Origin of the sequence: Yersinia alsatica, assembly GCF_902170305.1 — a bacterium.
Classification (GTDB): Bacteria; Pseudomonadota; Gammaproteobacteria; order Enterobacterales; family Enterobacteriaceae; genus Yersinia; species Yersinia alsatica.
The window spans coordinates 264,445-290,952 of the sequence record NZ_CABHWW010000026.1; the positions used below are offsets into that span (position 1 = coordinate 264,445).

The window sequence follows — 26,508 nt, forward strand, 5'->3', positions numbered from 1 at the left end:
ATGAGTTTTTGTTACGAATTCTTTTTATTACAAAACTTGACTAAATCCCCAACAGATAACGGCTTGCTAAGTAAATAGCCTTGCAAGAAGTTCACCCCATGTTGGGCCAAATACTGGAGTTGTTGTTCTGTTTCAACACCTTCAGCAACCGTCTCGATATTGAGGTTCTGCGCCAACATTAATACAGCATCTAATACCGGTGCCGCGACCGTATTAATGCCGATGGTGCTAACAAAGCCACGATCAATTTTAATATAATCTAAAGTAAAACGTTCTAAATAGATCAGCGCACTGTGTCCAGTCCCAAAGTCATCAACCGCGATTTGTATCCCTTGGGAACGCAGCCAGGCGAATTGCTCAATAGCTAATTCTTCTTCAACCATACCTCGCTCGGTAATCTCGAACACCGGAGCAAAAATGTCGGTATTTAATTGCTGCAACATGTGTAAGACATCTTTACGGAAGCCATCATCAGCAAGATGGACAGGGGAGATATTAAAAGCAAGCTTCGTCCCAGCAGGAACGTAATCTTCCATTAACTTACTGTCACTGACGATTAATTCAAATAAATGCCGAGTCAGTGGTTGAATCAAATGCTGAGCTTCTGCATAGGGAATAAAGAGATCCGGTGAGATTCGCCCTTCGATAGGATGTTTCCAACGGATGAGTGCCTCAAAGCCTGACATTGTACGTTCATCTGAACGGAATACTGGCTGATACTCAATGAAGAATTCACCACGCCGTATACCACGTAGAATTTCGGCTTCAGCACTTTGACTGGTAATCAAAATATAATATGCCAGGATACCGACTAAACCTGAAAGTAACAGACCGCCGAGTAACGTCATGCGAATATCATCCGCAGTCAGGCTGGTGTGATAAATCAATATTTTAATGGGATAGCCGGGTAATTGGACCTCATGTGAGGATTGGGCTGGTAATTGGTTGACCGGAATGACTCTGGCGCTAAAAGTGGTTATCGCTAAATCATCAATAACGATAGCTAAGTTATTGACTTGGTTTTCCGCCGAGTTCAGCAAGAAATAAGGATGTAGCGTTAATTCTAGTGTTGCTAATACCCCAGAGTTACCTCGACCAGCCTCACGCAACCAAACCCCAATTGCCGGTTTACTTGGCATCATGGGCGTACCTTGCTGAATTTTAAAATCTAAAGGCTGGGATACGTTAATTTTAGGATATAGCGCACTGACCGGTACATGCATTTCACCTGTTGCTGAAGAACAATAAACAATGTCATCGTGAACCAATAAGAAAGCTCTAACGCCATTGGTAAATGCAGCTCGATAGTGCAGTGCTGAACTGGCCTGTTCACATGTCTTGGTGCTTTGCGGGATAAGCTGAGACATGGTTGTCGTCAGTCCATTAAGGAACTGAGACGAATAGGATATAATATGATCGCTTTGTGTTGTTAATTTACGTTCACTGCTGCGATAAAGTAATGACAACGTAATAACAACAAAACAAATAAAGAAACAGAGTGCGAGGATGACACTTTTTTTTACAAGGTGGCGTCTGGATAAAATATTGCGGGAGAACGCACTGTTTGAACCCATGTTACGCCGCTCCTCAGCATGATTGATAAAGTGTTATGAGTATAAGTAAGTTGGCAGCACAGCGCTACCGGTTTGCTAGTGAGCATTATTGGCATTAATAAGCGTATCGATATGAATAACATCCAATATAAAGAAATGTGCTCATAAAATGCATCAAATAAGCGGATCTGCATTCTTAATTTGTACTGATAGGTATATTCAGGAATATATATCAGTAAAACAAATTTTCAGATTATTGACACAATCTACTTAATTCTAGAAAGGAGAATCGTCGGTTGATATGTCTTAGTGCCAGAAAACTCTTGGTTAAGTGGGGCGGATTTTACACAGAAATTTCTTGAATTTCGCGGTTGCTAAAAAAAAAGGACATTTCCTACAAGCCAGCAGGAAGAGTGGGTAGTTGCAGAATGGGCAGTCATAAATAGCGGATAATAAAAAACGCCGCTAATGCGGCGTTTCAGAGTTTCGTTTGGCATCTCTCGGACAACAGGAATAAAATCAGCTAGCTGCGCGAACCGCTACTTAGCACTCGGCGCCCATCGCGATAACGCTTATTCCAATAATCTTCATTTAGGCTCGATATTGTCACGCCGACACTGGTCGATGCATGAACAAATTTATCGTTACCTAAGTAGATACCAACATGGCGTCCAGTCGAACCCGCTCGGAACAGTACTAAATCACCAGGACGCAACTTGGTACGTTGAATTTTCTTGCCAAGATCCTGCTGCTCAGATGTTGAGCGTGGCAAATTCATACCAAATTGTTCACGGAAAGTGGCTTGTACAAATGCGGAGCAATCAATACCGCGTTTGGTGCTACCGCCTAAACGATAACGAACACCTTTCCACCCTGCATACTGTTCTAGAATTTTTGACTTGACGTCAACGTTGCGCACCATCGCTTCGAATTCATCCTGAGAGGCTTGCAGTAAAAGCCCATCTTTGTCATTAACTGCACGCATCTCAGTTTGCGTATTATGTAAGTTCGAAGTCTGTGATGAACTACACGCGGATAACATTACCGCTACTGCAACCGCAGGAATGACCCGCAGAATATATCTCATAATAGGTTGAGACTTGACCATTGTTGTTGTTTTCCCTTGCTATCCTTACGACGGATGTCGCTACCCAAAAATGCCAAACGAATCGAGATTATTGATTGTGGTCTGATGAGACAATCACTTAACCAAATAAATGTGCAGGAACGCACAATATTAATCAGGACAGTGGTGAAATGCCGGTATCCGAACACAAACGTTTTTGAGGTTACCGTAATAGTTAATAAAAGGCGAGAGCTTTTATAACCATTATTTTACTAAATGTTAATGAAACTTAATGTGTGCTATTAAAAGCGAGATTGCTGATTTTGTAGCCACTCGGGGATAATAAATGAAGGGAAATGTTAATGGCAGTTGGAGCAAAAAATAGACTTTTGCCCCAACATAAGCAGGTTACAGATTATTTCGTTGTGAACCCAGGCAAGTTCCGGTTAATGACATCAATGGCCTTGTCACTGAGTGGTGTTAGCAGTACCCAGCTTATCCCAACCAGAACAACGGAAAGAGAACCAACAGCAATATCAGTAAACCAATGCGCGCCGATCATCACTCGTGGCATCGAGAAGACAATCACAATCAATAAGGCGATGGCAAAAGCACCGCGAGAAAAATAGCGCAGCATAAAGCAGGCAAAGATCATTAACATCATGCCATGGTCGCCAGGGAAACTATCACCAGAAGCGTCTTTGGTTGGAATACCGGTTAACTCACTGACGCGATTAATATTCTCAAACACCAGTGTTGGGCTGGGATGCGAAACTGGCAACATGTGGCCTAACTGGTTGAGGATAACCGCGGTCAGCAACATGACAAACCCGGTGACTATCAGTCGGCGACGACCTACGGGTGTTTCCTTTATGTAGAAGTATAAATACAGCAGGCCCATACACATTAGGGAAATGACATCAAAAGCCCGATTGTTGGTGAGTGCCACCAAATGCAGAAAGGCAGGGCTGGACAGCAGATGTTGGTTAAAATAGAAGAATATTGCCGAATCTATTTTGAACCAAAAACCGTGGTTTGCCGGGATGTACCAAGAGAAGAACAGAGCAATCCCAAGCAAATTGAGCAGTAAAATTGTCGGTAAATTACGACGGGTCATGCGGCGGCCTATACTATAAATTGTGCAACGAATAAAAATCGGGGCATATCATACCCCTTTATTTAACCGAATATTCAGTAATTCATGCTGTAGTGCATTCCAATCAGCTTCATTCGCGCTAATCAGTTCAATCCGGCTATCTAGCGGGGGGATCTGACGTGTTTCTATTTTTAGATCATTCCCTTGCTTGTTAATTACTAATGTTCCCTCTGCAATACGCATCACTCCCTTTACCCGCTCGGCTGGATTTAATCGTACCCATTCCAATAGTGGAACTGTATCAAATACGGTGTCGGCATTAAATGCCCAACCACAGCTCAGATAACCTTGACCTTTATTCAATGCCCGACGCCAAGGTTCCGTCCCTTTCAAACGTAATGCTGCCAACCCATGTTGTCGTGTGGAGCCGTGGTGATGCGCACCGTCAGGTAATTCATCATTATTACTGTGCGGTGTATCGAGCAGGGCCACATCAATTTTCCCTTGTTCCGCATAATAGAGGGGGCGTGATGTTGGTTGTTGCTCATGCCACTGTTGTAACGCGGCATAATCTGTTGCGCTATAAGTATCCTGTTTATTCGCCACCAAAATATCTGCGGCTGCCAATTGGTCGCGGAAATTTTCATTCTCGGTATAGCGAGGCTCACTCAGTTGGCGGGCATCCAGCAAGCTTAAGGTCGCGCGCAGATCAATCCATGGTTGGTAAATATCTGAGGTCAATAAGGAGAGGATCTGTTTGGGGTGGCCTAATCCGGTTGGCTCAATCAGCAAACGGTCCGGTTTTGCCTGCTGTAGCAACATATTCAAACCGACTTGCATCGGCAGACCATTAACACAACACATACACCCGCCAGGTATTTCTTTTAATACCGCGCCGCTCTCAGCTAATAGCGCGCCATCAATCCCTATTTCACCAAATTCATTCACCAAAACGGCCCATTTCTCATGTTCCGGCTTTTGGGCCAACAAATGACGAATAGTGGTGGTTTTTCCACACCCCAAAAATCCGGTAATCAAGTTGGTTTTTGTCATATGGATTCTCCGCTGTAAAATTTTTTTTTAATTAGCTATTAAGTTAATGGCATTTTAGCCGTTGTTATTAGAACAGGACAGAACTACGCGTAGGCTAATTATTAAACGAAAAAAGCCCAAATTAAGAGTATTTCCTAGGAAATTTCAGAACAGCGCCTAATGGCGGCCCTGAGTTAAGCAATATAATTAGCTTATTCGGGGGATTTTAGTGGGTTATAGACGGAGTAGAGCAATAAAAAAAGCTCTGCCATTGCTATTGCTCGCGCTGAAATCCTCTATCTTTAAAATGACAGATATGAGAGTCGAGGTGTTTATGAGCAATTATCGAGTACTAATTATCTTAGCGATAATGTTTTCATGGATAATATCTTTTTCTGCAAGTAGTGCGCAATCTACCCTGTCTGTTTCAGGAACAATTACCTTTTCCGGAGCCATTGTAGACAGTCCATGTGATACCGCATTAGTGGGCCAAACAATAACAACTCGTTGTTATCGTAATGGCGAAACACTGACTCAACGACAAGCACTCTCACGTAATATGCCTCTGACCTCCCGGTTACCCGGTAATTTAGCCTCTTCCACTCTGGAATGGCTGAATCCACAGCGTAGTCTGGGCATTTTAACCGTCACTTATCTCTAATATTTCAGTCTGTATTGTTTATATCTTTGAATACTTATCTCTGTAGAAACCTATCCCTATAAACACGGCTTATCCTGTTGATAAGTCGTGTTAGCTCGTCAGATGTTTTTGCTGTCAGAAGTTATTTGACCACAATGAAATTGTGTGACCACATGATATACTCACTGCTATTCAGACACTCTTTGGTCCGGCCAATTTGGTATTATTAACATCAACGCCAATGCCCGATGCAGGAAATAAGGCTATGCGGTTATATCAGGAAGTGGGCAGTCAACTGCGCGCAGCGATTGTCAGTGGTCAATATAACGTAGGCGATCGTTTGCCGCCCGAGCGCGATATCGCCGAAAATTTCAGTGTCAGCCGCAGTGTGGTACGTGAAGCACTGATTATGTTAGAGCTGGAAAAATTGGTAGAGGTGCGTAAAGGCTCCGGCGTTTATGTGGTCAATGTGCCTGAGATGTCAGTTGGGGGCGAGTCCGCCGCTGCAACCGACAGTGGTTATGGTCCGTTTGAGCTCTTGCAAGCCCGCCAATTACTCGAAAGCGAAGTTGCTGCTTTTGCCGCGATGCAGGCCACTAAAGCCGATATCATCAAAATGCGTCATGCTATCGAACAAGAAAAAAGTGCGCTAGAAGCGGGGGCTGTGGATGAAAGTGCGGATGAACTATTTCATTGCCTACTGGCTCAATCGACACAAAATAGCGTGCTGGCCAATATGGTTGCAGAGGCTTGGCAGGCGCGAAAAACCAGCGCAATGTGGTTAGGTGCTCACGGCCATACTGTTGATTTCAGCTACCGCTGGCAGTGGCTGGAAGATCATCAGAAAATCTTGCAAGCCGTGCTGCGCCGTGACAGCAAGGCCGCCAAGCAAGCTATGTGGCAGCATTTGGAGAATGTAAAACTGAAGTTACTGGAGCTTTCTGATGCTGACCATCCTGATTTCGATGGTTATTTATTTGAGTCTGCGCCGTATCAGTTGGAAGAATAGAATCTCATTGAGTCATTAAAGTATTGGCTGGATAACCAGCATAAATGTCATCCAGCCAATATTAACTCATGAAATTAAGCGTGTTCGGCTAAACGTTTCACACTCTCTTTCGCGCCAAATTGTTGCAGGCTGAGATAGGCCTCGGTGACAGCCTCGACGAAAGCTTGCTGTTGTGGCAGGGTCTCGCCAAATAGTGCTTTCAGCGAGAGCAAACTCTGTACTCTGGCAACCCCCTCTTCGCTATTGGCGACACATTTCTTAAAGTTGTCAGCCATAGGGTCACGGATATCAATAGGCTGACCGTTATCATCCACACCACTGACATAACGCATCCAACCGGCAATGCCTAATGCCAGACAGCGGTAGTTTCCGCCATGTTGCAAATGCCAGCGCACGGAATCTAACATCCGCTGTGGTAATTTCTGACTCCCGTCCATAGCAATCTGCCAAGTGCGGTGTTTTAACGATGGATTGGTATAACGCTCGATCAACTGGTCGGCATAGGCGTTAAGGTCAACACCGGTGACGCGCAGAGTAGGTGCTTGCTCATCGATCATCAAGCGGCGAGCGGTAACACGGTAATTATTATCGGCCATACAATCATTAATATGCTGATAACCGGCCAGATAACCCAAGTATGCGAGGTAGGAATGGCTGCCGTTCAGCATGCGCAGCTTCATTTCTTCAAAGGGCAATACGTCATCCACCAACTGCGCCCCGGCGATCTCCCAGTCAGGGCGGCCGGCCACAAATTTGTCTTCAACAACCCACTGAATGAATGGCTCACAGGCAATCCCGCACGAGTCGACTACGCCAAGTTCATCGGCAATCTCTTGCAGAGTTTCTGCAGTAGCTGCTGGCACAATGCGGTCAACCATGGTGTTCGGGAAGGTAACGTTCTTGCTAATCCAGTTGGCCAGTTCAGGATCACGCGCCGTCGCCAGACCCAAAACCGCATTTTTCACGACATGACCATTTTCAGGAATGTTATCGCAGGAAAGCACGGTAAAAGGTGGTAAGCCACGCAAGCGACGCAGACGAAGAGCTTCAACCAGCACACCCGGTGCGGATGTTGGGGCGTCAGGTATTGCCAGGTCGGCACGAACAAACTCATTTTGCAGATCCAGTTGGCCGCTACCCGGTTCGATGCAATAACCTTTTTCAGTAATGGTCAGTGAGACAATGGCCACTTGTGGTTCGGCCAATTTCTCCAATACTTGCATGATGCCGTCTAACCGGGCATGTACCGACTCACAAACAGAACCGACGATAATTGCCTGATTGCTCTGCGCGCCTTTTTCCAGAACGGAGAAAAGATGGTCTTGCTGGCGTAAATTTTGAATCAATACGTCGCCACCTAATAAGCTGACTTCGCAAATACCCCAGTCTCCCCCTTGTTGATTTAATACTCGATCAGTGAGCAGTGCCTGATGAGCGCGGTGAAATGCGCCAAAACCAATGTGAACAATGCGGCTTTTCAGCGCTGTTCTATCATAAGTAGGCAACTGTACAGTTGAGGGCAGGGTGCTGTTGGCTATGGTGTTCATACGTGGCTCCAAAATCATTCACCCCAGGATGGGTACATGGGGAGTTGACATAAAAGGTGGCAAATAAAAAGTTGTTAGACCAGTTTCGATGGGCTGCTTGTAGGAAAAAGGCCACACCGTGCTGATCATTTTCTTTTGCTGGTTGCCATGAATATCGGCTTGCAGTGTAAAGCCATATGACAGAAAATAAAATTGGTAAGTCCAATATTGGTTATATTCGTGAAGTGGATCAACCAATGAGGTTTTGCTTTTTGACACTTAGCGCTGAAAGAGTAAGGATAAGCTGAGTGATACCTCTTGGAAATCTGTATAACAGCATTTTTAGCACACCTGAATAGTTTACATAGAAGGTAAAAAAATAAATGGAACAAACATGGCGTTGGTATGGCCCGAATGATCCGGTGTCCTTAGATGATATCCGTCAGGCTGGCGCAACTGGAGTAGTGACCGCGTTACACCATATTCCGAATGGCGAAGTTTGGCCGGTGAGTGAGATCAAACAGCGTCAGGCTGAATTGGCGGCGAAAGGTTTGGTCTGGTCGGTAGTAGAAAGCGTACCGATTCATGAAGAGATCAAAACTCACAGCGGTAATTATCAGCAACACATTGAAAATTATAAGCAAACGCTACGTAATCTGGCTGATTGCGGTATTGATACCGTATGCTACAACTTTATGCCGGTACTGGACTGGACGCGTACTGATTTGGAATATCAATTGCCTGATGGTTCCAAAGCATTGCGTTTCGACCAGATAGCTTTTGCGACCTTCGAATTGCATATTCTGAAACGTCCTGGTGCTGTGAATGATTACACTGCTGAAGAGCAGGCGCAGGCGGCTGACTATTTCGATGCTATGTCTGAAGCGGATATTGCCAAGCTGACAGGCAATATTATTGCCGGTCTGCCAGGGGCAGAAGAGGGCTATACGCTGGACCAGTTCCGCGCGCGTTTAGCTGAGTATGACGGTATCGATAAAGCGCAACTACGTGAAAATATGGCCTATTTCCTGCGCGAGATTATACCCGTCGCGGAACAGGTCGGCTTGCGTATGGCGGTACATCCAGATGATCCACCGCGTCCAATTCTTGGTTTGCCGCGTATTGTTTCAACGATTGAAGATATGCAGTGGCTGAAAGAAACCGTTGATAGCATTCATAACGGCTTTACGATGTGCACCGGTTCTTATGGCGTACGCGCTGACAATGATTTGGTGCAGATGATCGAAACCTTTGGTGATCGCATTCACTTTACTCATCTGCGCTCAACTTGCCGTGAAGGGAACCCAAAAACCTTCCATGAAGGTGGTCATTTGCAGGGTGATGTCGACATGTACTCGGTCGTTAAAGCAATTTTAACCGAAGAACAACGTCGTCAGGCTGCCGGAGACATGCGCCCAATTCCAATGCGACCAGACCATGGTCATCAGATGTTGGATGATTTGCATAAGAAGACCAATCCGGGTTATTCCGCCATTGGTCGCCTGAAAGGGTTGGCAGAAGTTCGTGGTGTGGAGTTGGCACTGAAGCGGGCGTTTTTCCCTGAGCTAAAATAGCCATCCATACCCGTCATCTTTCATGTTACAGGTGTGTTGGCTGTACTCGCTCACCCGAATCACTTACTGATGTAAACTCATCGGGATGAGTTCGCTTGCCGCCTTCCTGTATCATGAAATCTATAGGGTATGGCTTCAGTATAAAATTTGAAGGACCGGAAAACCGGCCCTTCAAATTTATATAGAATTGATTATTCGGCGCGTCCCATATAGCGACGCTCCGCAATATGAATACGAATCTTCTCGCCCGGACTGATATATTCTGGTACCTGAATGGACAGACCGGTGCTCATCACTGCCGGTTTGTTACGGGCACTGGCTGATGCGCCTTTGATGCTAGGTGCCGTCTCAACAATTTCCATATCAACAGTCTGCGGCAATTCCAGCGCTAACAATTGGCCATCCATCGTCAGAACCTGCATCCCAGGCATACCGCCTTCAGGAATAAACAGCAGCTCTTCTTCAATCTGCTCTTTCTTGAAGTTGTATGGGGTGAAATCTTCATCATCCATAAAGACGTATTCGTCGCCATCAATGTAGGAAAAGTTGACTGAACGACGAGTTAAAGTGATGGTGTCGAGGATCTCATCGCCTTTAAAACGCTCTTCAACTTTCAAACCGGTACGCACATCAGAAAAACGCATTTTATACAGCGTACTTGCGCCACGGGCACTTGGGCTTTGCACGTCAATATCTTTCACCAGCAGTAATTTGCCGTTGAGGTTGACCGCCATACCGCGTTTTATTTCGTTAGCTCTTGCCATTTATTAACCGCCAATCAGAATTGAAGATAAGTTGCGACAAGTTACTCGTGCCGCGTGTTTCAGGCAAGCAGATAGCGCAAAAAAGAGTGATATTTTCGCCATAAAATCGGCCCTATTGATAGACCGGTAACAGGCCAAATAAAGCGGCGATATGGGTGACGCCATTGATCAGGCCAAACAAGATAATAAAGCCAATCATCATGCGCCCACCGGGAGCCCGATAAGTCGCTTGTGGGAAGCGCTTGCGGCTGGCGCGCGCCATCAATGCAGGAACAATGACGGCCCAAATAGTCGCAGCTAAACCGGCAAAACCGATGGCATAGAGAAAGCCATTTGGGAACAGTAAGGCACCGATGGTTGGCGGCACAAAAGTGATTAATGCAGATTTGGTGCGCCCACCACGGTCATCGGCAAACTTAAAGAAGTCGGCAATATAGTCGAATAACCCAAGGGACACGCCAAGGAATGAGCTAGCCAATGCCATATAAGAGAAAGCATTAAGGAGCTGGCTGGTGGCCTGACTCGCCGAGACCGTATCCATCTGTTTCAGCAAGCTACCAATATTACCGCCATCAGCAATGACTTGCTTGAATGCATCCCGAGCAATATTGCCCTGAATGGTATACTGCCACAGGATATAAATGACCAATGCGATCAGGGTGCCGTATAGCAGGCTTTTCACCACGGCTTTGCCATCTTTGTGATAATACTTCACCAGCCCCGGCACATTACCGTGGTAACCAAATGAGGTCAGTAAGTAGGGCAGTGCTGCCAAAGCATAAGGCAGGTAGCTGGCGTTACTGTCAGTCTGATTGAACAGAACTGCACTTTCCACGTGGCTAAACATATCACCGACAGACATGACGAATGTGATGACCATGCCGCCAATCAATATTGTACTTAAGCGATCGACGGCTCGGGTTGATAACCAAACAATAAACGCCACCAACAGTGCAAAAATAAAGCCGGCGCCAGCCTGACCAATCCCCACTGTATTTTGCAGTGTATGGGTAATGATTGAACCACCGGCAGAGATATAGGCGTAGGTTAATATATAGAGGACAAAAGTGATTGAAAGCCCATTGATTGAGCTCCATACCTTACCCAGCAGGTCTTGCACCATGGTGTGGAAACTGGCACCACTTGGGTAGTTTAAGTTAGCTTCCAGAATCATCAGACCGGAAATCAACATACAGGCCCACGTATAAATCAACAGAGCCACTGAGCCGCTGAACCACACACCGGCTGTCACGATGGGGATTGAGAACATCCCTGCGCCCACAGCGGTGCCAGCAACTATCATTGCGCCGCCCAGCACAGAAGGCCGTGATAAGGGTTGGGTTAAGTCCATCGACATTTGTCACTCCAAATATTCTTCGTCTTTAAGGCTGTAGCGCCAATGACAGTGGATATTAATAATAGGTTAATAGTTCTTTTGTACTAGCTTAATGGTACATGCTGACGATGAAGCTGTAAACAGATGAATATGCTTGCGTGGATCATTTGGTCAGTGATTAGTCTGGTTGTCTAGATTAAATACTGAGCAAATATTGCACCAAAAGGGATGGTTCAGGTTAAAAAACAAACTGAAAATACGAAGCTAACAGCTGAAGGCTGTGGGACGAGTCGGCAATTAAGCTATTGATCAAGGATAATGCTGGCAGTTCATGAGGGCGGTTGCTATTGTCCGCTGTTATGCCACCAGCCTACAGGAGCCTGCTGATGGACTGTCGCTCAGATTGCGGTGCCTGCTGTATTGCTCCTTCGATTTCCAGCCCGATCCCCGGCATGCCTTTGGGCAAGCCTGCCAATACCCGTTGTCTGCATTTGGATGACAATATGCGCTGCGGTATTTTCCACTCGCCATTCCGCCCGACAGTCTGTGCCAGCCTACAAGCATTGCGTGAGATGTGTTTTGATACCCGCGAACAGGCGCTAGTGTATTTGATTAAGCTGGAAGCGGATACTGCGCCTTAATGGTCGCGAAGGGCGCTCTGATTACCACCCTTCGCTGATGACTTAATGCTATTAAGCTCCGGCAGGAACCGCGTGGGCGGTATTTTTCAGTACTGGCCCGCGATACTTTTCAATTTCAAGCTGCGCCATCTGCCCACAGTTGCCCTGTGCCAGACTGGATGAGCCAATATCGAAAGTCAGGCAGTTGATATTGCCGTTTTTGCACAGAGAACCCGGTACTGATGGGTCGGCTGGGTCAAACCAGGCACCTTCACTGATCCGCACCACTCCCGGGCGAACATCGTCCGATACCACGGCCCCCACTAAGATCTGCCCGCGATCATTAAACGCACGTACCAAATCCCCGTTGACAATTTCCCGCGCGCTGGCATCTTGCGGGCTGATGAGGATCGCTTCACGGTCGGCAACGGCATACTTTTCACGTAGTGGGGTGTTATCCAATTGCGAATGCAGGCGATTGATAGGGTGCGCGGTATTCAGTGACAGCGGATACTTCTTGGCCTCCACGCCACGATACCATTCATAAGGCGGCATCCAAGTTGGGATCCCCTGACAATCGGCATATTCCATTTTGGCGATAGTATCAGAGTAGATTTCAATCTTACCGGATGGCGTGCCGAGAGGATTGAGCAGCGGATTCTCACGATAATCAGCAAAACGCACCCACTGCTTGTTCGCTTCAGGAATCGGGAAGCGAATATAGTTGTTCGAGGCCCAAAACATATCGAAAGGGGGCAGGGCAACACGGGCAGTACGCGCCTGTGATTTCATATCGTCATACATTGATTTCAGCCACTGTGTTTCATCTTTGCCCTCGGTAAAGGCATCAATAACACCCAGTCGAGTGGCCATCGCGGCGAAGATATCAAAATCATTGCGTGATTCATGCTGTGGCGGAACACACTGATGCATTGGGAAAACATACAGTTGCGAATAGTCGCCGCCCATTTCCAAATCGTTGCGTTCATAGCTGGTGGTTGCGGGCAATACGATATCGGCATGTTTGGCGGTGGCAGTCCAGTAAGGTTCATTCACCACGATAGTTTCTGGGTGCTGCCAAGCCTTGACCAGATTATTGGTATCCTGATGCTGGTGGAAGGTATTGCCGCCAGCAACATAGACCATTTTGACATCGGGATAGGTCACTTTGGTGCCATTGAAATCAATGGTTTTTCCCGGATTCGCCAGACACTCGGCAATACGAGCCACCGGAATTGGCGTTGGCGAGTTCTTCGGCGCATTACCGGCAGAAATCCCTGGTAAAATACCGCCTTTAGCTGTCGGGCTGCCACCCGAAGAGTAGTGGTAGCTGAAACCAAAACCGCCTCCCGGTAAGCCAATTTGACCGAGCATTGCCGCCACAGTTACCAGCAGCCAGTGTTGTTGCTCACCGTGGTGCTGGCGTTGAATTCCCCAACCGCCCATGATCATCGTGCGCTGTTTTGCCATATCCCGCGCCAGTTGGCGCAGTACCTCAGCATCCACGCCACTGATATCAGCCGCCCATTCAGCACTCTTCGGCTGGCCGTCAGTTTCCCCTAACAGATAAGCCTGGAACTTATCAAAACCGATGGTATAGGTCTTGATAAAGTCTGGATTGTGAAGCTTTTCAGTTAGTAAGGTGTGGGCAATCCCGATAAGCATGGCGCTATCAGTGTATGGGCGCGGGGCAATCCATTGAGCGTTAGTGAATTTAGCGCTGTCATTATGTACTGGGTCAATACTGATGACTTTGGTGCCTTTCTTCTTCAAGGCTTCAAAACCAGTTTGACCGACATGATCCGGAATATTCCAGCTATTTTTCAAGGTGATCATCGGGTTACAACCCCATAGAATCACCAGCTCGCTGTTTTCAACCACATTTGGCCAGGCGGTTTGCTGCTCATAAACCTCCATTGACCCCATAACGTGGGTCATAATGACCTGCGCGGCACCGGTTGAATAGTCACCGGCATAACCGAGGAAGCCGCCACTCAGGTTCATCAACCGTTGCAGTAAAGTGCGGCTGTTGTGTAGCATCCCGACACTTTTCCAGCCATAAGAACCGGCATACAGTGCTTGCGGGCCATGATCTTTCTGCACTCGCACGATTTCATTGCACACCAGTTCGGTGGCTTTATCCCAACTGACACGCACCCACTCATCACGGCCTCGCAACTCGGTGTGGCTGCCGGGGCCGCCTTCCAGCCAGCTTTTCCTGACCATTGGGTATTTGATGCGGTTATCAGCGTGCACCTGATAAGGGGCCATGGTGATAAGGTCATTGGGCCACGGATCATCTTTGACCGGCTGAACACCCACCATGCGTCCATTCTCGACAATAGCTTCAAATGCACCCCAGTGAGCACCAGTCAGAATGCCTTTTTGTGCCTGACGCAGTGCCAGAAACTGAGGTAATGCCTGACTGATGGCTTCTGCTAATGCTGATTTGGGCCACAGACCACCGACCATCGGCAAGACGGCCAGCGCGCTGGTTCCCAGTAAGAAGCGGCGGCGGCTCATAGTTAAAGGTTGTTGTTGGTATTTAGTCATTTTCGCCTCTTATTTACAGCTTGGCCGGCATATCACTGGCATGTTTTTGTACATATTGTGTCATCACGCGCAACTGCTCCTGAGTCAGGGAGGTGCGTGGTGCCATGCCTTTGATTACCCCAATCCATTGGTTCGCATTGAAGCGGTCCAGTGCCGTTAAGCCGTGGCAACCGGTACAGTTAGCGGACATCATATCGGCGGCATAGCGCCAGATTTTCTGTTGATCATCAACCAGTTGTTTCTTTGGCAACCACACCTGAAGTGCCACTTGATGCCAGACCAAATTGGTTTCCGGGTCAGTTTGGGTATTCAGTGTTTTCAGCGCTTTTTGCGCATCTTCGCCCAGTAGCACACTCAGAATGCGTTTTCCTTGTGCGGCATAGAACACCTCGGCGACGCCATCTTGTTGCCAGCCCTTAACATCAACCAGCACCTGATCACCTTGCTGTTTCACCACGTCGACCTCGGTCGATGGCATCAGATTACCGGCGTTATGGCTGTCACCGGCATTCATAAAGAAGGGCTCAGTGGCGATGGTATAGAGTTTGGTTGCCGAGGCCGGGGTTTGTGCCGCCGCAGTGGCCAGTTCAGCAGCGCCAGCTTGAGTCACTTCACTCATGTCTGGCAGGATATGGGCGACACCTTTATGGCAATCAATGCAGGTTTCGCCATTCTTAATGGCAACCGGATGCTGAATGCGAGCTTCAGCACTTTGCCCGGTGATGTCCATGGCATCAAAGCTATGACATGAACGGCAGGTCGCGGAGTCATTCTCTTTCAGTGTTTTCCATACTGACTGAGCCATCGCGAGTTTGTGGGCTTCGTATTTCTCTGGCGTATTGATTGTGCCAGCCATTTCACCGTAGATATCTTTCACGGCCCGGATTTTGGTCCAGAGATAGTCCAGTGGTTCATGAGGCACATGGCAGTCAGCACATTCAGCGCGGATACCTTTGGTATTTTGGAAATGGACGCTACCTTGGTATTCAGCCAGTGGTTGTTGCATGGTGTGGCAGGAAACGCAGAACGCAGTATCGCTGGTTTTATGGAAGACGGTTGCTGTCCCTGCCAATAGCGCCGCACCAATAATGATGCCGATCAGCAAGATCCATAACCATCCCCACCGGCGTCGCTTGACGAAGCCAGTCTGTTTATTGCTCATAATTGCACCCACTGTTATCTACCCTTGATATTTCAAGCCGCAGCTATTCATCTCAGTCAGTTAGCTGAACTAAGCTGCCGCGCAGTAATGCCGTTGCTGTAACTCGAAAATTTTGGGTATCTCTAATGATTATTGGTAAAACGGACGGATCAAATGCACGAAAAGATAAAATGCCAGATAATCTGCCAATAGATTCTTATCAGTTAGTGATAAATATTTCCCACAAAATAAGTGCGAGTATTGTAGGGGGATTTTTTGCTGATGACTAACTCAATGGAGGTATTTAGCAATAATAGTTCAGATTTGCTGAATAAAAATGTGATGAATGGATAAATATTTGCGTGATAGCACAAATAACCAGCTGAATTTGCTGGTTATATAATGTTTTATATAGCGCTATTTTTTAGTCGAAGGTGGCGTAAAACTGCTGATTTAGCCATAAATCGATAGCGTGGCGGCTGGCTTCAAAATGTGGCTCGGGCAATTCTCGCGGGTTGCACCATATCCATTGCTGACACTTATCTGGCTCTTTCAGCTCTGGCTGCCCACCGGGGTGCGAGGCCAGCAAACAAACTGAAACGGTGTGTTTAGCTTCCGCCCGCCAGGTCGCCAGATTATTGCACAATGCAATAACTTTCATCTCATTGATATTTAAACCAGTTTCTTCCAGTATCTCCCGCTGAGCGGCTTGTTCAAATGACTCGCCAGCCTCCATGTGACCGCCGGGAATTGACCAGTAAGGCGCGTGCTGACTACAGCGTTTGCCCAGTAACACTTCACCTTGTTGATTGACGATAATGACGCCAACACCTACCACGACAGACATTGTATTGACTCCTTTGCAATGCGTGTCAGCAAGCATCAGCTATTCATGCTATTTTGCTGCCGACACCGGCCTATTCACCATGAAAATGTGCGGAGTGTCAAAAATTCATCAAGAATAAAAGCAGAAAACTTGCATATATTCTGAGTCGGAAACACACTCCTTGAAACGTTTCAGCGTTATCTCGTCACCAGATGATAAAGGGTAACGCTCCTTTTTCTCACTAAAGCTGAAACGATTCAATTTCAGTAGAGAGGAGACATAATGTTCCAGTTATCAACCAAAGATATCCATCTGGCTGCACAAGCAGGCAGTAAAAACGAGGCTATCACCCAGGTAGCCGCCGCGTTGACTCAGGCTGGCTGTGTAGCCGCCGCCTATGTCGATGGCATGTTAGCCCGTGAGCAGCAAACCTCGACTTACTTGGGCAATGGCATCGCTATCCCCCATGGTACCACTGATACCCGTGACTTGGTGCTGAACACTGGCGTACAGGTTTTCCAATTCCCGCAGGGTATCGCGTGGGGTGAAGATCAAACCGCCTATATCGTTATCGGGATTGCCGCACGTTCTGACGAACATCTGGCCTTATTGCGTCAGCTGACCCACGTATTAAGTGATGATGCGGTTGCGGCAAAGTTGGCCAAAACCACGTCAGCTGAAGAGTTACGCAGTTTGCTGATGGGCGAGCAAAAAACCGCTGAATTCCACTTTGACACCTCACTGATTGCACTCGATGTTGCGGCTGACAATTTGATCACGCTGCAAGCGCTAAATGCGGGCCGCCTACAGCAAATCGGCGCGGTTGATGCTCGTTTTGTCAGTGATGTGATCACCCGTGAGCCACTGAATCTGGGGCAGGGCATTTGGCTGAGTGATAGCACTGAAGGCAATTTGGTCAGCGCCGCTACGGTAAGCCGCCCGGCAACTGCATTTGAGCATAACGGAGAGAAAGTGGCCCTGCTGCTGACACTGTCGGTTGCTGATGACCAGCCGCTCTCGGTGCTGAACTATTTAAGCGACCTGTTATTGGCGAAAAAAGCTGACGCGTTGCTGAACGCGGATGCGGCGGCACTGCTGGCGCTGCTGACCAGCGAGTATGTCGAGCAGAACGCAGTATTAAGCGCTGAGTTTGTTATCCGTAATGAACATGGGTTACATGCGCGCCCAGGGACGATTTTAGTCAATACAATCAAACAGTTTACCAGTGAAATCACCGTGACCAATTTGGACGGCACCGGTAAACCCGCTAATGGACGTAGTCTGATGAAAGTTGTGGCTTTAGGAGTTAAGAAAGGGAATCGCCTGCGCTTTACCGCCAGCGGTGAAGATGCACAAGCAGCGCTGGATGCCATTGGTGAAGCTATCTCCGCCGGTTTGGGCGAGGGGGCAGCATGAGCAGAAGAGTTGCAACTATCACACTGAACCCAGCTTACGATCTGGTCGGTTTTTGCCCGGAAATTGAACGTGGCGAAGTTAACTTGGTAAAAACCGCCGGTCTGCATGCTGCTGGTAAAGGCATCAATGTTGCCAAAGTCCTGAAAGACTTGGGTATTGATGTCACGGTCGGTGGTTTCCTGGGCAAAGATAACCAAGACGGCTTCCAACTGCTATTCAGTGAGCTGGGCATCGCTAACCGTTTTCAGGTGGTGCCGGGCCGTACCCGCATTAACGTCAAACTGACCGAAAAAGATGGTGAAGTCACTGACTTTAACTTCTCCGGCTTTGAAGTCACTAAACCGGATTGGGATCGCTTCGTGACCGACTCATTGAGCTGGTTGGGGCAATTCGACATGGTTGCCGTCAGCGGCAGTCTGCCCGCCGGTGTTAATCCTGATGACTTTACCGACTGGATGAAGCGCCTGCGCAGCCAATGCCCGTGCATCATTTTCGACAGCAGCCGTGAAGCACTGGTGGCAGGTCTGAAAGCCTCGCCATGGTTGGTCAAACCCAACCGCCGCGAACTGGAAATCTGGGCCGGTCGCCCATTACCTGAGCTGGGTGATGTGGTCGAAGCCGCGCACGCCCTGCGTGATCAGGGGATTGCCCATGTGGTTATCTCGCTCGGGGCAGAAGGGGCGCTGTGGGTTAATGCCTCTGGTGCTTGGTTGGCAAAACCGCCGGCCTGTGAAGTGGTTAGCACCGTGGGTGCTGGCGACTCCATGGTCGGAGGCTTGATCTATGGGCTGCTGATGCGCGAATCCAGCGAACACACGCTGCGCTTGGCAACAGCTGTTGCTGCTTTGGCCGTCAGTCAGAGCAATGTGGGTATTACGGATCGCCCGCAGTTGGCAGCCATGATGGCGAAAGTTGACCTGAAACCCTTTAATTGATCTCCGGAGGCGAAATGAAAACGCTACTAATAATAGACAGTTCGCTCGGGCAGGCCAGAGGCCACCTTGCGACACTGATGTTGGGTGCTGCGGCGGCAAAAGCAGGACTGAGCTGGGTTGATAAGGCCGCAGATGCTGAGTTGGTGATTGTCGCAGGGCAATCCATCCCGGCTGATGCTGCGCTGAACGGCAAAAAAGTCTATCTCGGTGATGTAGAAAAAGCGGTACGCGACCCGGAAGGTTTTTTGGCCCAGGCTATTGCGCAGGCTAAACCTTATCAAGCCGCAGTGACTGCTACTCCAGCAACATCGTCAGCAACTGCGCCTAAGCGCATTGTGGCAATCACTGCTTGCCCGACCGGTGTGGCTCACACCTTTATGGCCGCTGAAGCCATTGAAAGTGAAGCGAAAAAACGTGGCTGGTGGGTAAAAGTTGAAACCCGTGGCTCCGTTGGTGCTGGTAACGCGATTACACCAGAAGAAGTCGCAGCCGCCGATTTAGTGATTGTGGCGGCCGACATCGAAGTGGATCTGGATAAGTTTGCCGGTAAACCGATGTACCGCACCACCACCGGTCTGGCCCTGAAGAAAACCGTGCAGGAGCTGGATAAAGCCTTGGTTGAAGCTGAAGTTTATCAGCCAAAAACCGGCAGCAGCACTGGGGTGAAAAAAGCAGAAACTGGCGGCCCTTATCGCCATCTGCTGACCGGTGTCTCTTACATGTTGCCAATGGTAGTTGCCGGTGGCTTGTGTATTGCACTCTCCTTCGTGTTTGGTATTAAAGCATTTGAAGTCAAAGGCACTTTAGCCGCGGCCTTGATGCAAATCGGTGGCGGTTCTGCCTTCGCCTTGATGGTGCCGGTGTTAGCTGGTTTCATCGCCTTCTCCATTGCTGACCGTCCGGGTCTGACTCCGGGTTTGATTGGCGGTATGTTAGCCGTCAGCACTGGTGCTGGCTTCCTGGGGGGTATTATTGCCGGTTTCCTGGCCGGTTATGTAGCAAAAGCCATCAGTACCAAGCTGCGTTTGCCACAAAGTATGGAAGCGCTGAAGCCGATACTGATTATTCCGCTAGTAGCCAGCTTGATTGTCGGTTTGGTGATGATTTATGTGGTCGGTACGCCGGTGGCAAAAATCATGACTGGCCTGACTGACTGGCTGCAATCCATGGGTACCGCCAATGCGGTGCTGCTGGGCGCTATCCTCGGTGCGATGATGTGTACCGATATGGGCGGGCCAGTGAACAAAGCGGCTTACGCCTTTGGTGTGGCGCTGCTGAGTTCGTCAGTCTATGCCCCGATGGCAGCTATCATGGCGGCGGGGATGGTGCCACCGCTGGCAATGGGTCTGGCAACTCTGCTGGCACGTCATAAGTTCGACAAAGGCGAGCAAGAAGGGGGCAAAGCGGCGCTGGTACTGGGGCTGTGCTTTATCTCTGAAGGGGCGATTCCCTTTGCCGCGCGAGATCCAATGCGTGTTTTACCGTGCTGTATCGCGGGTGGCGCACTGACTGGTGCTCTGTCTATGGCCTTCGGCGCGCAACTGATGGCTCCACACGGTGGCTTGTTCGTGCTGCTGATCCCGGGCGCAATTCATCCGGTACTGCTGTATCTGGTGGCGATTATTGCCGGTACTGTTTTGGCCGGTGGCCTGTACGCAATGCTAAAACGCCCTGATGCAGTGGTCGCGAAAGTCGCATAAATATTATTAAATACGATTAAGATAACTATTATTGAGTAATGCCAGTCAGAATTAACTGACTGGCATTTTTATTGGTAAATCATATTGTTATGCATGCTTAATGCCATTATTAACGGATAATAATGTAGTTAAATTTATGCTTGCCAGGGTTAAGTTGCCTCTATAAAATACCGGCCCGTTACTATTTTCCCTTATGTCTTTAATCACTCAACGACTTTTAAATTAAAAGGAGGCAAGGGTGAGTAGCCCTATTATTTTAGATAAATTAAAAAATGTGCTTGTCATTAATAATGAAACACATGCTTTATCAAAAAATGAAGTGCTGCTGTTGGAACATCTCTATTTACATGGTGGTGAAGTGATTCCCCGCGATGATTTGCTCAGTACCTGCTGGCCTGATCGGGTGGTATCCCCAGTTTCATTACCGGTGGCGATAAAGCATATTCGCGATGCATTACGCAAGGCCACCCAAAAAGAGGTGATTAAAACCCATAAAAGTGTGGGTTACAGTTTCCAGCAAGATAGTCTTGAATTGGCCATTAATAGTGCGGTGTATGAGCAACAAATCAATACAGCAGAAATACGTCAAGAGACCCCGGTAGAGAATAGTGCAGAGCAGGAACAACCCCTGCAATCGACTAAAGTGCATGGCGGGCAAAGATTCCCCCATAACTACACTTACTATTTTATGGCTATTGCCATTATTGTGATTATGGCGCTTTTTATCAGCGGTGAAGAGGATATTATCTCTTTTACTGATAGCGATACTCACAGCACTATTATCACCAATGTGCCACCGGCGCTGGATAATAGCGCTGCAACATTACCCAAAGTCAAGAATGGGGTGATATTTAAAGATAACTTTGGTTCAGTTATCGTTTGCAATCATGTGGAGTGTCAATGGCAATGAAAATAAAATCTGTGGTTATCATATCTATTTTCTCCATTATTACTTTATTATTAATCTATAGTTACAAACACTTATGTTATTACTCCGAAATGAAGTATGGCAGCAATACCGAGCATATTGATATTAAGGTGAGCGGACTAAAATTTGACATTTTACACTATATTATTGATAAGGATTCGCATTTAATCCTGTCAGAAGAGATGTCCGGTATTAGCCTACGGAAACCGGGGGGGGGATATATTTTCTTCCCGCTGCACTCATATCAATCAGCAGCTAATGGTCAGCCCAAAGGGTCACTCAAGTCATTAGGTTCAGTGTTATCGGTTTGTATTTATGAAGTTGATAATCAGAAAAAGAATATTGTCAGTTTCTTTAATGGCGAGCGCGGGTTTATTGAAATAAACGGTGAAACTATTCATTTGTCCTCGCTATTATTAGGTTTGCAAGGTGAACATACTCATGCTTCTTATCTCAGTGTGAGTGCATAATGTTATTGCAATAAAAATATTCGTTTAATTAACTATGGCTCATCAAGTAAAAAAGCAGGCTATCCCAATGGGATAGCCTGCTTTTTTATTGGCCAGTTTTTATTAACGATTAATAAATTATTAATAATTTAAATCATCAAAAAAATTTTGCCAGTATATGCCACGTCGGTGATTGCATCATTTTTGACGAGCGGACACTTATCTCTCTACATAAAAGGTGCTGTTATCGAAATCATCATTTCCATTTCATCGTTATTTAACGAATAATGAGGTTGTTTTAACTTATGAAAAAATTTGCGAAAAAACATTTAGCAATTGCTGTATTCATGATGGCTTTTGGTGGTATGACGAATATGGCACATGCATCTGAGACCACCATCTACAGCCAAGACGTATCAGCTGACAAGGAGGTAAGACAAGGCGGAGCAGCAAAAGTTGAATTTGCGCCCTCTCCGAACGAAATAATCTCAGGTGTACAGGAAGAAGTTACGCCTGCATTTGTGCTAAAAGTATCAGATTCAGCGGAGCATTCAGGTTGGCGCTTTATTCCAACTGGTTCATCAAGAGGCAGTGTTATGTATAACGACCAAGGTGACACTGTCAAATTAAGTTCTACGAGTAGTTGGACTTGGGCACCCCAACAGTCTGGTGGCTACTACTATATCAATGGTAGTGGTAGCCAGGAAGAAAAGGCGATCCTTTACATAGTTACAGGTACTAAGGTTAAAGCTGGGGTATATCATTTTACTGGTCGAGTTGAAGAGTTTCTGTAATTAGGAATTAAGTAGAGAATATGGCGATTTATTATCGTCATATTCTCTATGTTTTTTTCAGCTTTAACCCCCTCCTTGGGGGGATTGTTTTCTTTATGGGGATTTTTCTAATGAGGAATAAAATGAAAATAAATATTAAAAAAGTTATTTTTCTAATACTTTCATCATTAATATATCTGCCTTTTGTTTATGCTAAAGAGACTAATATTAATGCCATTCAACATAAATTTTCAGTGAAAGTGGGTCAAACACGAACTATCTACCCGTTATCTTCAGTTAAAGGGATTTCATTGTCGGTGATGAACCCACAAGATTATCCGATATTAGTGCAAACACAGGTTAAGGGAGAAGATAAGCATTCGCTAGCCCCGTTTGTGGTGACGCCACCGTTATTCCGTCTTGATGGTGGGATGCAGGGCAGAGTGCGCGTTATTCGTACCGGTGGTAACTTCCCGCAGGATCGCGAGAGCTTACAATGGTTATGTCTGACCGGGGTACCACCGAAAGAAGGGGATGTGTGGGATAATCGTCAACACGACAAAAATAGAACTACCCAAGCCCAAGATGTTAATCTGGATATTCGATTGTCTGTCAGTACCTGTATGAAATTATTGGTTAGACCCGACCAACTCAAACAAAAACCGGAGGAAGTTGCCGGAGAATTAATATGGCATCGTAAAGGGGGGCTGTTGCAGGTTAATAACCCGACACCTTTTTACATTAGTTTTAAATTTATTCATTTGGGTGACAAAAATATCAATTTATCTTCTGCTGGCGAAAATACCTATGTTGCCCCCTTTGGTGAAAGAAGTTATGCGTTGCCGGTTGACATGGCAGGGACGCCATCTGAAGTTAATTGGCAGATCATTGATGACTTGGGTGGGGTGAGTAAGATATTTAAAGCCAAGGTTTAGGTTAAAGCCAGGGTTTAGGTTGATGACTGTTTCCTGATATTTCCCCTGCATGTTTATGGTGTATGGTGATGTTTTGTTCTTTAAATAAATCGGTGGTTAAAATTATCGCTTTGCTGGCAATAGGTTTGGTGTCCCCAGCTTGGGCCAACCATTATACTTTTGACCCGACATTATTGGCTGATAATACGGCTAAAGATAAAGCAGAACTTTCTTTATTTGAACAAGGTGGGCAATTACCGGGTACTTATCTGGTAGATATTATCTTGGGCGGCGAAAAGGTGGATTCCACCGAGGTGGCGTTCCATTCGGTAAAGCTATCCAGCGGAGAATATGCACTACAATCTTGTTTAACTAAAGAGCAATTATCCCGCTATGGTGTGGATGTGGATAATTACCCGGAATTATTGTCGCCAGCAAAAAATACCCAGCAGGGTGAACAAGCTGGCCAGTGTGTTAATTTGGCGGCTATTCCACAGGCCAGTGAAGAGTTTGACTTTTATCATATGCAACTGGTGCTGAATATTCCACAAGTGGCATTGCGGCCCAAGGATGAAATCCCAATCGAGCGCTGGGATGACGGTATTACGGCTTTTCTGCTCAATTATATGGCCAATAGCAGTGAAACAACTTATCGCCAAAATGGCCAGCAGCAGCGCTCACACTATATTCAGCTGTATCCCGGTTTGAATATTGGGGCATGGCGTATTCGTAATGCCACCAGTTGGAGCCAATCCGGTGATACCGGCGGCAAGTGGCAAAGCAGCTATATCTATGCCACACGCGGGTTATACCGCTTAAAAAGCCGGATCACTTTGGGGGAAAGCTATACCCCCGGTGATTTTTTTGACAGCGTACCATTCAGTGGAGTGATGCTGGGTGATGACGCCAATATGTTACCGAGTAACCAGCGCGATTTTATGCCTGTAGTGCGCGGCATTGCCCGCTCTCAGGCACGAGTGGAAGTGCGGCAAAATGGCTATCTGATTTACAGCACCGTGGTGTCACCGGGGCCATTTGAGTTAACTGACATGCTACCAAGTCACTCAGACGGTGATTTGCATGTGACGGTGTTGGAAAGTAACGGCGCAACGCAGCAGTTTATCGTGCCTTATACTGTACCGGCTATCGCGCTGCGCAAGGGGCGTTTGCGCTACAACCTGATGGCAGGGCGCTATCGCCCCGCTAATGTGGATGTGGAAACCACGCCCATTGCGCAGGCCACCCTGGCCTATGGTTTGCCGTGGAATCTGACCGCCTTTGTTGGTGGGCAATGGTCGCCGCACTATCAGGCCACCACGGCTGGGATGGGGGTGATGCTGGGGGATTATGGTGCGTTGTCATCCAGTATTACCCAAGCCTGCAGTGAATATCGTCAGCAGCAGCCGGTGAAAGGGCAAGCATGGGAAGTGCGCTATAACAAGACGTTGCAAGCATCGGATACTTCATTTTCATTGGTCAATAGCCAATACAGCACCGCAGATTTCCATAGCTTATCTGATGTGTTGCAGAGTTATCGGCGCCATGGTGATAGCGGGTTGTACTCAAGCCCGCTGCGCCACCAAACTCGCGTGGTGGTGGGGCAACCCTTAGGTCAGTTTGGTTATCTGAACCTCAATTGGTCACGACAGAATTACCGTGATGCTCCGGTGAGCAGTTCGTGGGGCGTTCAGTACAGCTTCAATATCGGCAATTTATATTGCTCACTGGATTGGACGCAAAATCAATATCGCGGTAATCAGGAGCGCCTGTTAAGTTTGTCGGTCAGTATGCCGCTGGGGCGCGAGCGCAACACTTATGCGGCTTACCGCATGACGTCATCTGGTGAGAGTAAAGACCATGAATTGAGTCTGTATGGTCATGCTTTTGATAATCGGCTGAGCTGGAACGTACGCCAAACAGAACGTTATGCTCAATTTCACTCCGGTGGAAACAGCGGTTCATTGGGCCTGGATTGGCAGGGTAACTACGGCGATATTGGCGGGGATTATTACTATACCCCGACGATGCGCCAGATCAGTGCCAATGTGTCTGGTGGGGCGATTCTCCATCGGCACGGGCTGACATTGGGGCCGCAAATCAATGGCACCGCCGCACTGGTTGAAGTGCCGGGGGTGAGCGGAGTGTCCACCAGTGAAGATCACCGGCTGAAAACGGATTTTCGCGGTTACAGCATTGTGTCGGGTATTTTCCCTTATGAAGAGCATGATATTTTGCTGGAAACTACCGATTTACCGCCGGACGCGGAGGTGACAAAAACCGATGCCAAGGTGCTGCCGACCGAAGGGGCGATTGTTCGCGCCAGCTTTAGCCCACAAATCGGGGCGCGGGCGCTGATGACCATCAAACGGGCTAATGGCGAGATTATTCCGTTTGGTGCGATGGCCAGTTTGGTCAATCAACCGGCCAATGCGGCGATTGTCGACGAAGGCGGGAAAGCCTATCTGGCTGGCTTGCCGGAAACTGGGCAGTTGTTGGTGCAGTGGGGCAAGGATGCCAGCCAACAGTGCAAGGTGGATTACCAGCTTGCGAACGCGAAAAAAGGCGACGTCGGGCTGTATATGCTCAGTGGAGTGTGTCATTAAGAGGGATAAACCATAGCAAAATGCCCGTCAGGTTAGCTGGCGGGCATTTTTTTG

General features: G+C 47.5%; 22 protein-coding genes. 12 read left to right on the top strand and 10 right to left on the bottom strand.

What is annotated here, in order from left to right; all coding sequences use genetic code 11:
• Nucleotides 1–11: 11 nt before the first annotated feature.
• The 4 genes from FTA96_RS15310 to FTA96_RS15330 all read right to left on the bottom strand — a co-directional run bounded on the left by FTA96_RS15310 (nt 12) and on the right by FTA96_RS15330 (nt 4,768).
• Nucleotides 12–1,574: a cyclic di-GMP phosphodiesterase gene (locus tag FTA96_RS15310; protein WP_050120894.1), complete on the bottom strand. Its 1,563-nt coding sequence runs from the start codon at nt 1,572–1,574 to the stop codon at nt 12–14.
• A 502-nt stretch (nt 1,575–2,076) separates the two neighbouring features.
• Nucleotides 2,077–2,661, bottom strand: a complete 585-nt coding sequence (gene mepS / locus FTA96_RS15320; protein ID WP_050106186.1) for a bifunctional murein DD-endopeptidase/murein LD-carboxypeptidase — start codon at nt 2,659–2,661, stop codon at nt 2,077–2,079.
• Nucleotides 2,662–3,034: 373 nt separating this feature from the next.
• On the bottom strand, nt 3,035–3,736 hold the full coding sequence (locus FTA96_RS15325; protein WP_050106191.1) for a phosphatase PAP2 family protein: 702 nt from the start codon (nt 3,734–3,736) through the stop codon (nt 3,035–3,037).
• A 48-nt stretch (nt 3,737–3,784) separates the two neighbouring features.
• Nucleotides 3,785–4,768 (bottom strand): CobW family GTP-binding protein, encoded by a 984-nt coding sequence (locus FTA96_RS15330; RefSeq protein ID WP_050106193.1) that lies wholly within the window; start codon nt 4,766–4,768, stop codon nt 3,785–3,787.
• Nucleotides 4,769–5,081: 313 nt separating this feature from the next.
• Here FTA96_RS15330 and FTA96_RS15335 point away from each other — a divergent pair, with 313 nt between their 5' ends.
• Together FTA96_RS15335 and FTA96_RS15340 are read left to right on the top strand one after the other, a co-directional pair.
• The gene (locus FTA96_RS15335; protein ID WP_050106195.1) at nt 5,082–5,408 is read left to right on the top strand and encodes a type 1 fimbrial protein; all 327 of its coding nucleotides are present in this window, start codon (nt 5,082–5,084) and stop codon (nt 5,406–5,408) included.
• 244 nt (nt 5,409–5,652) lie between these two features.
• Complete coding sequence (locus FTA96_RS15340) at nt 5,653–6,396, top strand: GntR family transcriptional regulator (protein WP_050106196.1); 744 nt, start codon at nt 5,653–5,655, stop codon at nt 6,394–6,396.
• 74 nt (nt 6,397–6,470) lie between these two features.
• On the opposite strand, the gene FTA96_RS15345 is transcribed toward FTA96_RS15340, so the two are convergent.
• Nucleotides 6,471–7,943, bottom strand: a complete 1,473-nt coding sequence (locus FTA96_RS15345; RefSeq protein ID WP_145574234.1) for a mannitol dehydrogenase family protein — start codon at nt 7,941–7,943, stop codon at nt 6,471–6,473.
• A gap of 362 nt (nt 7,944–8,305) precedes the next feature.
• Between FTA96_RS15345 and uxuA the strand changes: the two genes are divergently transcribed.
• Nucleotides 8,306–9,496, top strand: a complete 1,191-nt coding sequence (gene uxuA, locus FTA96_RS15355) for a mannonate dehydratase (protein ID WP_050106199.1) — start codon at nt 8,306–8,308, stop codon at nt 9,494–9,496.
• 191 nt (nt 9,497–9,687) lie between these two features.
• Here the strand turns inward: uxuA and yeiP are convergent, their stop codons facing one another.
• Together yeiP and mtr are read right to left on the bottom strand one after the other, a co-directional pair.
• Nucleotides 9,688–10,260, bottom strand: coding sequence for an elongation factor P-like protein YeiP (gene yeiP, locus FTA96_RS15360; protein WP_025378855.1), 573 nt, complete (start codon nt 10,258–10,260; stop codon nt 9,688–9,690).
• 112 nt (nt 10,261–10,372) lie between these two features.
• Nucleotides 10,373–11,617, bottom strand: a complete 1,245-nt coding sequence (gene mtr / locus FTA96_RS15365) for a tryptophan permease (protein WP_050120897.1) — start codon at nt 11,615–11,617, stop codon at nt 10,373–10,375.
• 365 nt (nt 11,618–11,982) lie between these two features.
• Here mtr and FTA96_RS15370 point away from each other — a divergent pair, with 365 nt between their 5' ends.
• Nucleotides 11,983–12,237: a YkgJ family cysteine cluster protein gene (locus FTA96_RS15370; protein WP_050106201.1), complete on the top strand. Its 255-nt coding sequence runs from the start codon at nt 11,983–11,985 to the stop codon at nt 12,235–12,237.
• A gap of 51 nt (nt 12,238–12,288) precedes the next feature.
• Here the strand turns inward: FTA96_RS15370 and torA are convergent, their stop codons facing one another.
• From torA to FTA96_RS15385, 3 genes are all read right to left on the bottom strand, one after another.
• Complete coding sequence (gene torA, locus FTA96_RS15375) at nt 12,289–14,769, bottom strand: trimethylamine-N-oxide reductase TorA (protein WP_050106202.1); 2,481 nt, start codon at nt 14,767–14,769, stop codon at nt 12,289–12,291.
• Nucleotides 14,770–14,782: 13 nt separating this feature from the next.
• The gene (locus FTA96_RS15380) at nt 14,783–15,931 is read right to left on the bottom strand and encodes a NapC/NirT family cytochrome c (RefSeq protein WP_050106204.1); all 1,149 of its coding nucleotides are present in this window, start codon (nt 15,929–15,931) and stop codon (nt 14,783–14,785) included.
• 403 nt (nt 15,932–16,334) lie between these two features.
• Nucleotides 16,335–16,757 carry a nucleotide triphosphate diphosphatase NUDT15 gene (locus tag FTA96_RS15385; RefSeq protein WP_050145407.1) on the bottom strand — a complete coding sequence of 141 codons (423 nt, stop codon included), beginning with the start codon at nt 16,755–16,757 and terminating at the stop codon, nt 16,335–16,337.
• A gap of 261 nt (nt 16,758–17,018) precedes the next feature.
• Here FTA96_RS15385 and fruB point away from each other — a divergent pair, with 261 nt between their 5' ends.
• From fruB to myfC, 8 genes are all read left to right on the top strand, one after another.
• Complete coding sequence (gene fruB / locus FTA96_RS15390) at nt 17,019–18,152, top strand: fused PTS fructose transporter subunit IIA/HPr protein (RefSeq protein WP_050145406.1); 1,134 nt, start codon at nt 17,019–17,021, stop codon at nt 18,150–18,152.
• The gene (gene fruK, locus FTA96_RS15395) at nt 18,149–19,087 is read left to right on the top strand and encodes a 1-phosphofructokinase (RefSeq protein ID WP_005171387.1); all 939 of its coding nucleotides are present in this window, start codon (nt 18,149–18,151) and stop codon (nt 19,085–19,087) included. The genes fruB and fruK overlap by 4 nt, the downstream gene beginning before the upstream one ends.
• Before the next feature lie 14 nt (nt 19,088–19,101).
• Entirely contained in the window at nt 19,102–20,787 is a 1,686-nt protein-coding gene (gene fruA, locus FTA96_RS15400) for a PTS fructose transporter subunit IIBC (RefSeq protein WP_050120900.1), read from the top strand.
• A gap of 238 nt (nt 20,788–21,025) precedes the next feature.
• Nucleotides 21,026–21,697, top strand: a complete 672-nt coding sequence (locus tag FTA96_RS15405; RefSeq protein ID WP_145507157.1) for a winged helix-turn-helix domain-containing protein — start codon at nt 21,026–21,028, stop codon at nt 21,695–21,697.
• Nucleotides 21,694–22,185: a fimbrial polyadhesin regulatory protein MyfF gene (gene myfF / locus FTA96_RS15410; RefSeq protein WP_145538834.1), complete on the top strand. Its 492-nt coding sequence runs from the start codon at nt 21,694–21,696 to the stop codon at nt 22,183–22,185. Before FTA96_RS15405 ends, myfF begins: the two co-directional genes overlap by 4 nt.
• A gap of 284 nt (nt 22,186–22,469) precedes the next feature.
• Nucleotides 22,470–22,958 carry a MyfA/PsaA family fimbrial adhesin gene (locus FTA96_RS15415; RefSeq protein ID WP_145538832.1) on the top strand — a complete coding sequence of 163 codons (489 nt, stop codon included), beginning with the start codon at nt 22,470–22,472 and terminating at the stop codon, nt 22,956–22,958.
• 122 nt (nt 22,959–23,080) lie between these two features.
• Nucleotides 23,081–23,872, top strand: a complete 792-nt coding sequence (locus FTA96_RS15420; RefSeq protein ID WP_145538831.1) for a fimbria/pilus periplasmic chaperone — start codon at nt 23,081–23,083, stop codon at nt 23,870–23,872.
• Between the two features lie 119 nt (nt 23,873–23,991).
• Nucleotides 23,992–26,454: a fimbrial polyadhesin usher MyfC gene (myfC, locus tag FTA96_RS15425; protein WP_186372887.1), complete on the top strand. Its 2,463-nt coding sequence runs from the start codon at nt 23,992–23,994 to the stop codon at nt 26,452–26,454.
• Nucleotides 26,455–26,508: the final 54 nt, after the last annotated feature.

What these genes read in the sequence shown, in the direction of transcription:
- FTA96_RS15310 (WP_050120894.1), bottom strand. Translation starts at nt 1,574, where the DNA reads ATGGGTTCAAACAGTGCGTTCTCCCGCAATATTTTATCCAGACGCCAC.
- mepS (WP_050106186.1), bottom strand. Translation starts at nt 2,661, where the DNA reads ATGGTCAAGTCTCAACCTATTATGAGATATATTCTGCGGGTCATTCCT.
- FTA96_RS15325 (WP_050106191.1), bottom strand. Translation starts at nt 3,736, where the DNA reads ATGACCCGTCGTAATTTACCGACAATTTTACTGCTCAATTTGCTTGGG.
- FTA96_RS15330 (WP_050106193.1), bottom strand. Translation starts at nt 4,768, where the DNA reads ATGACAAAAACCAACTTGATTACCGGATTTTTGGGGTGTGGAAAAACC.
- FTA96_RS15335 (WP_050106195.1), top strand. Translation starts at nt 5,082, where the DNA reads ATGAGCAATTATCGAGTACTAATTATCTTAGCGATAATGTTTTCATGG.
- FTA96_RS15340 (WP_050106196.1), top strand. Translation starts at nt 5,653, where the DNA reads ATGCGGTTATATCAGGAAGTGGGCAGTCAACTGCGCGCAGCGATTGTC.
- FTA96_RS15345 (WP_145574234.1), bottom strand. Translation starts at nt 7,943, where the DNA reads ATGAACACCATAGCCAACAGCACCCTGCCCTCAACTGTACAGTTGCCT.
- uxuA (WP_050106199.1), top strand. Translation starts at nt 8,306, where the DNA reads ATGGAACAAACATGGCGTTGGTATGGCCCGAATGATCCGGTGTCCTTA.
- yeiP (WP_025378855.1), bottom strand. Translation starts at nt 10,260, where the DNA reads ATGGCAAGAGCTAACGAAATAAAACGCGGTATGGCGGTCAACCTCAAC.
- mtr (WP_050120897.1), bottom strand. Translation starts at nt 11,617, where the DNA reads ATGTCGATGGACTTAACCCAACCCTTATCACGGCCTTCTGTGCTGGGC.
- FTA96_RS15370 (WP_050106201.1), top strand. Translation starts at nt 11,983, where the DNA reads ATGGACTGTCGCTCAGATTGCGGTGCCTGCTGTATTGCTCCTTCGATT.
- torA (WP_050106202.1), bottom strand. Translation starts at nt 14,769, where the DNA reads ATGACTAAATACCAACAACAACCTTTAACTATGAGCCGCCGCCGCTTC.
- FTA96_RS15380 (WP_050106204.1), bottom strand. Translation starts at nt 15,931, where the DNA reads ATGAGCAATAAACAGACTGGCTTCGTCAAGCGACGCCGGTGGGGATGG.
- FTA96_RS15385 (WP_050145407.1), bottom strand. Translation starts at nt 16,757, where the DNA reads ATGTCTGTCGTGGTAGGTGTTGGCGTCATTATCGTCAATCAACAAGGT.
- fruB (WP_050145406.1), top strand. Translation starts at nt 17,019, where the DNA reads ATGTTCCAGTTATCAACCAAAGATATCCATCTGGCTGCACAAGCAGGC.
- fruK (WP_005171387.1), top strand. Translation starts at nt 18,149, where the DNA reads ATGAGCAGAAGAGTTGCAACTATCACACTGAACCCAGCTTACGATCTG.
- fruA (WP_050120900.1), top strand. Translation starts at nt 19,102, where the DNA reads ATGAAAACGCTACTAATAATAGACAGTTCGCTCGGGCAGGCCAGAGGC.
- myfF (WP_145538834.1), top strand. Translation starts at nt 21,694, where the DNA reads ATGAAAATAAAATCTGTGGTTATCATATCTATTTTCTCCATTATTACT.
- FTA96_RS15415 (WP_145538832.1), top strand. Translation starts at nt 22,470, where the DNA reads ATGAAAAAATTTGCGAAAAAACATTTAGCAATTGCTGTATTCATGATG.
- FTA96_RS15420 (WP_145538831.1), top strand. Translation starts at nt 23,081, where the DNA reads ATGAAAATAAATATTAAAAAAGTTATTTTTCTAATACTTTCATCATTA.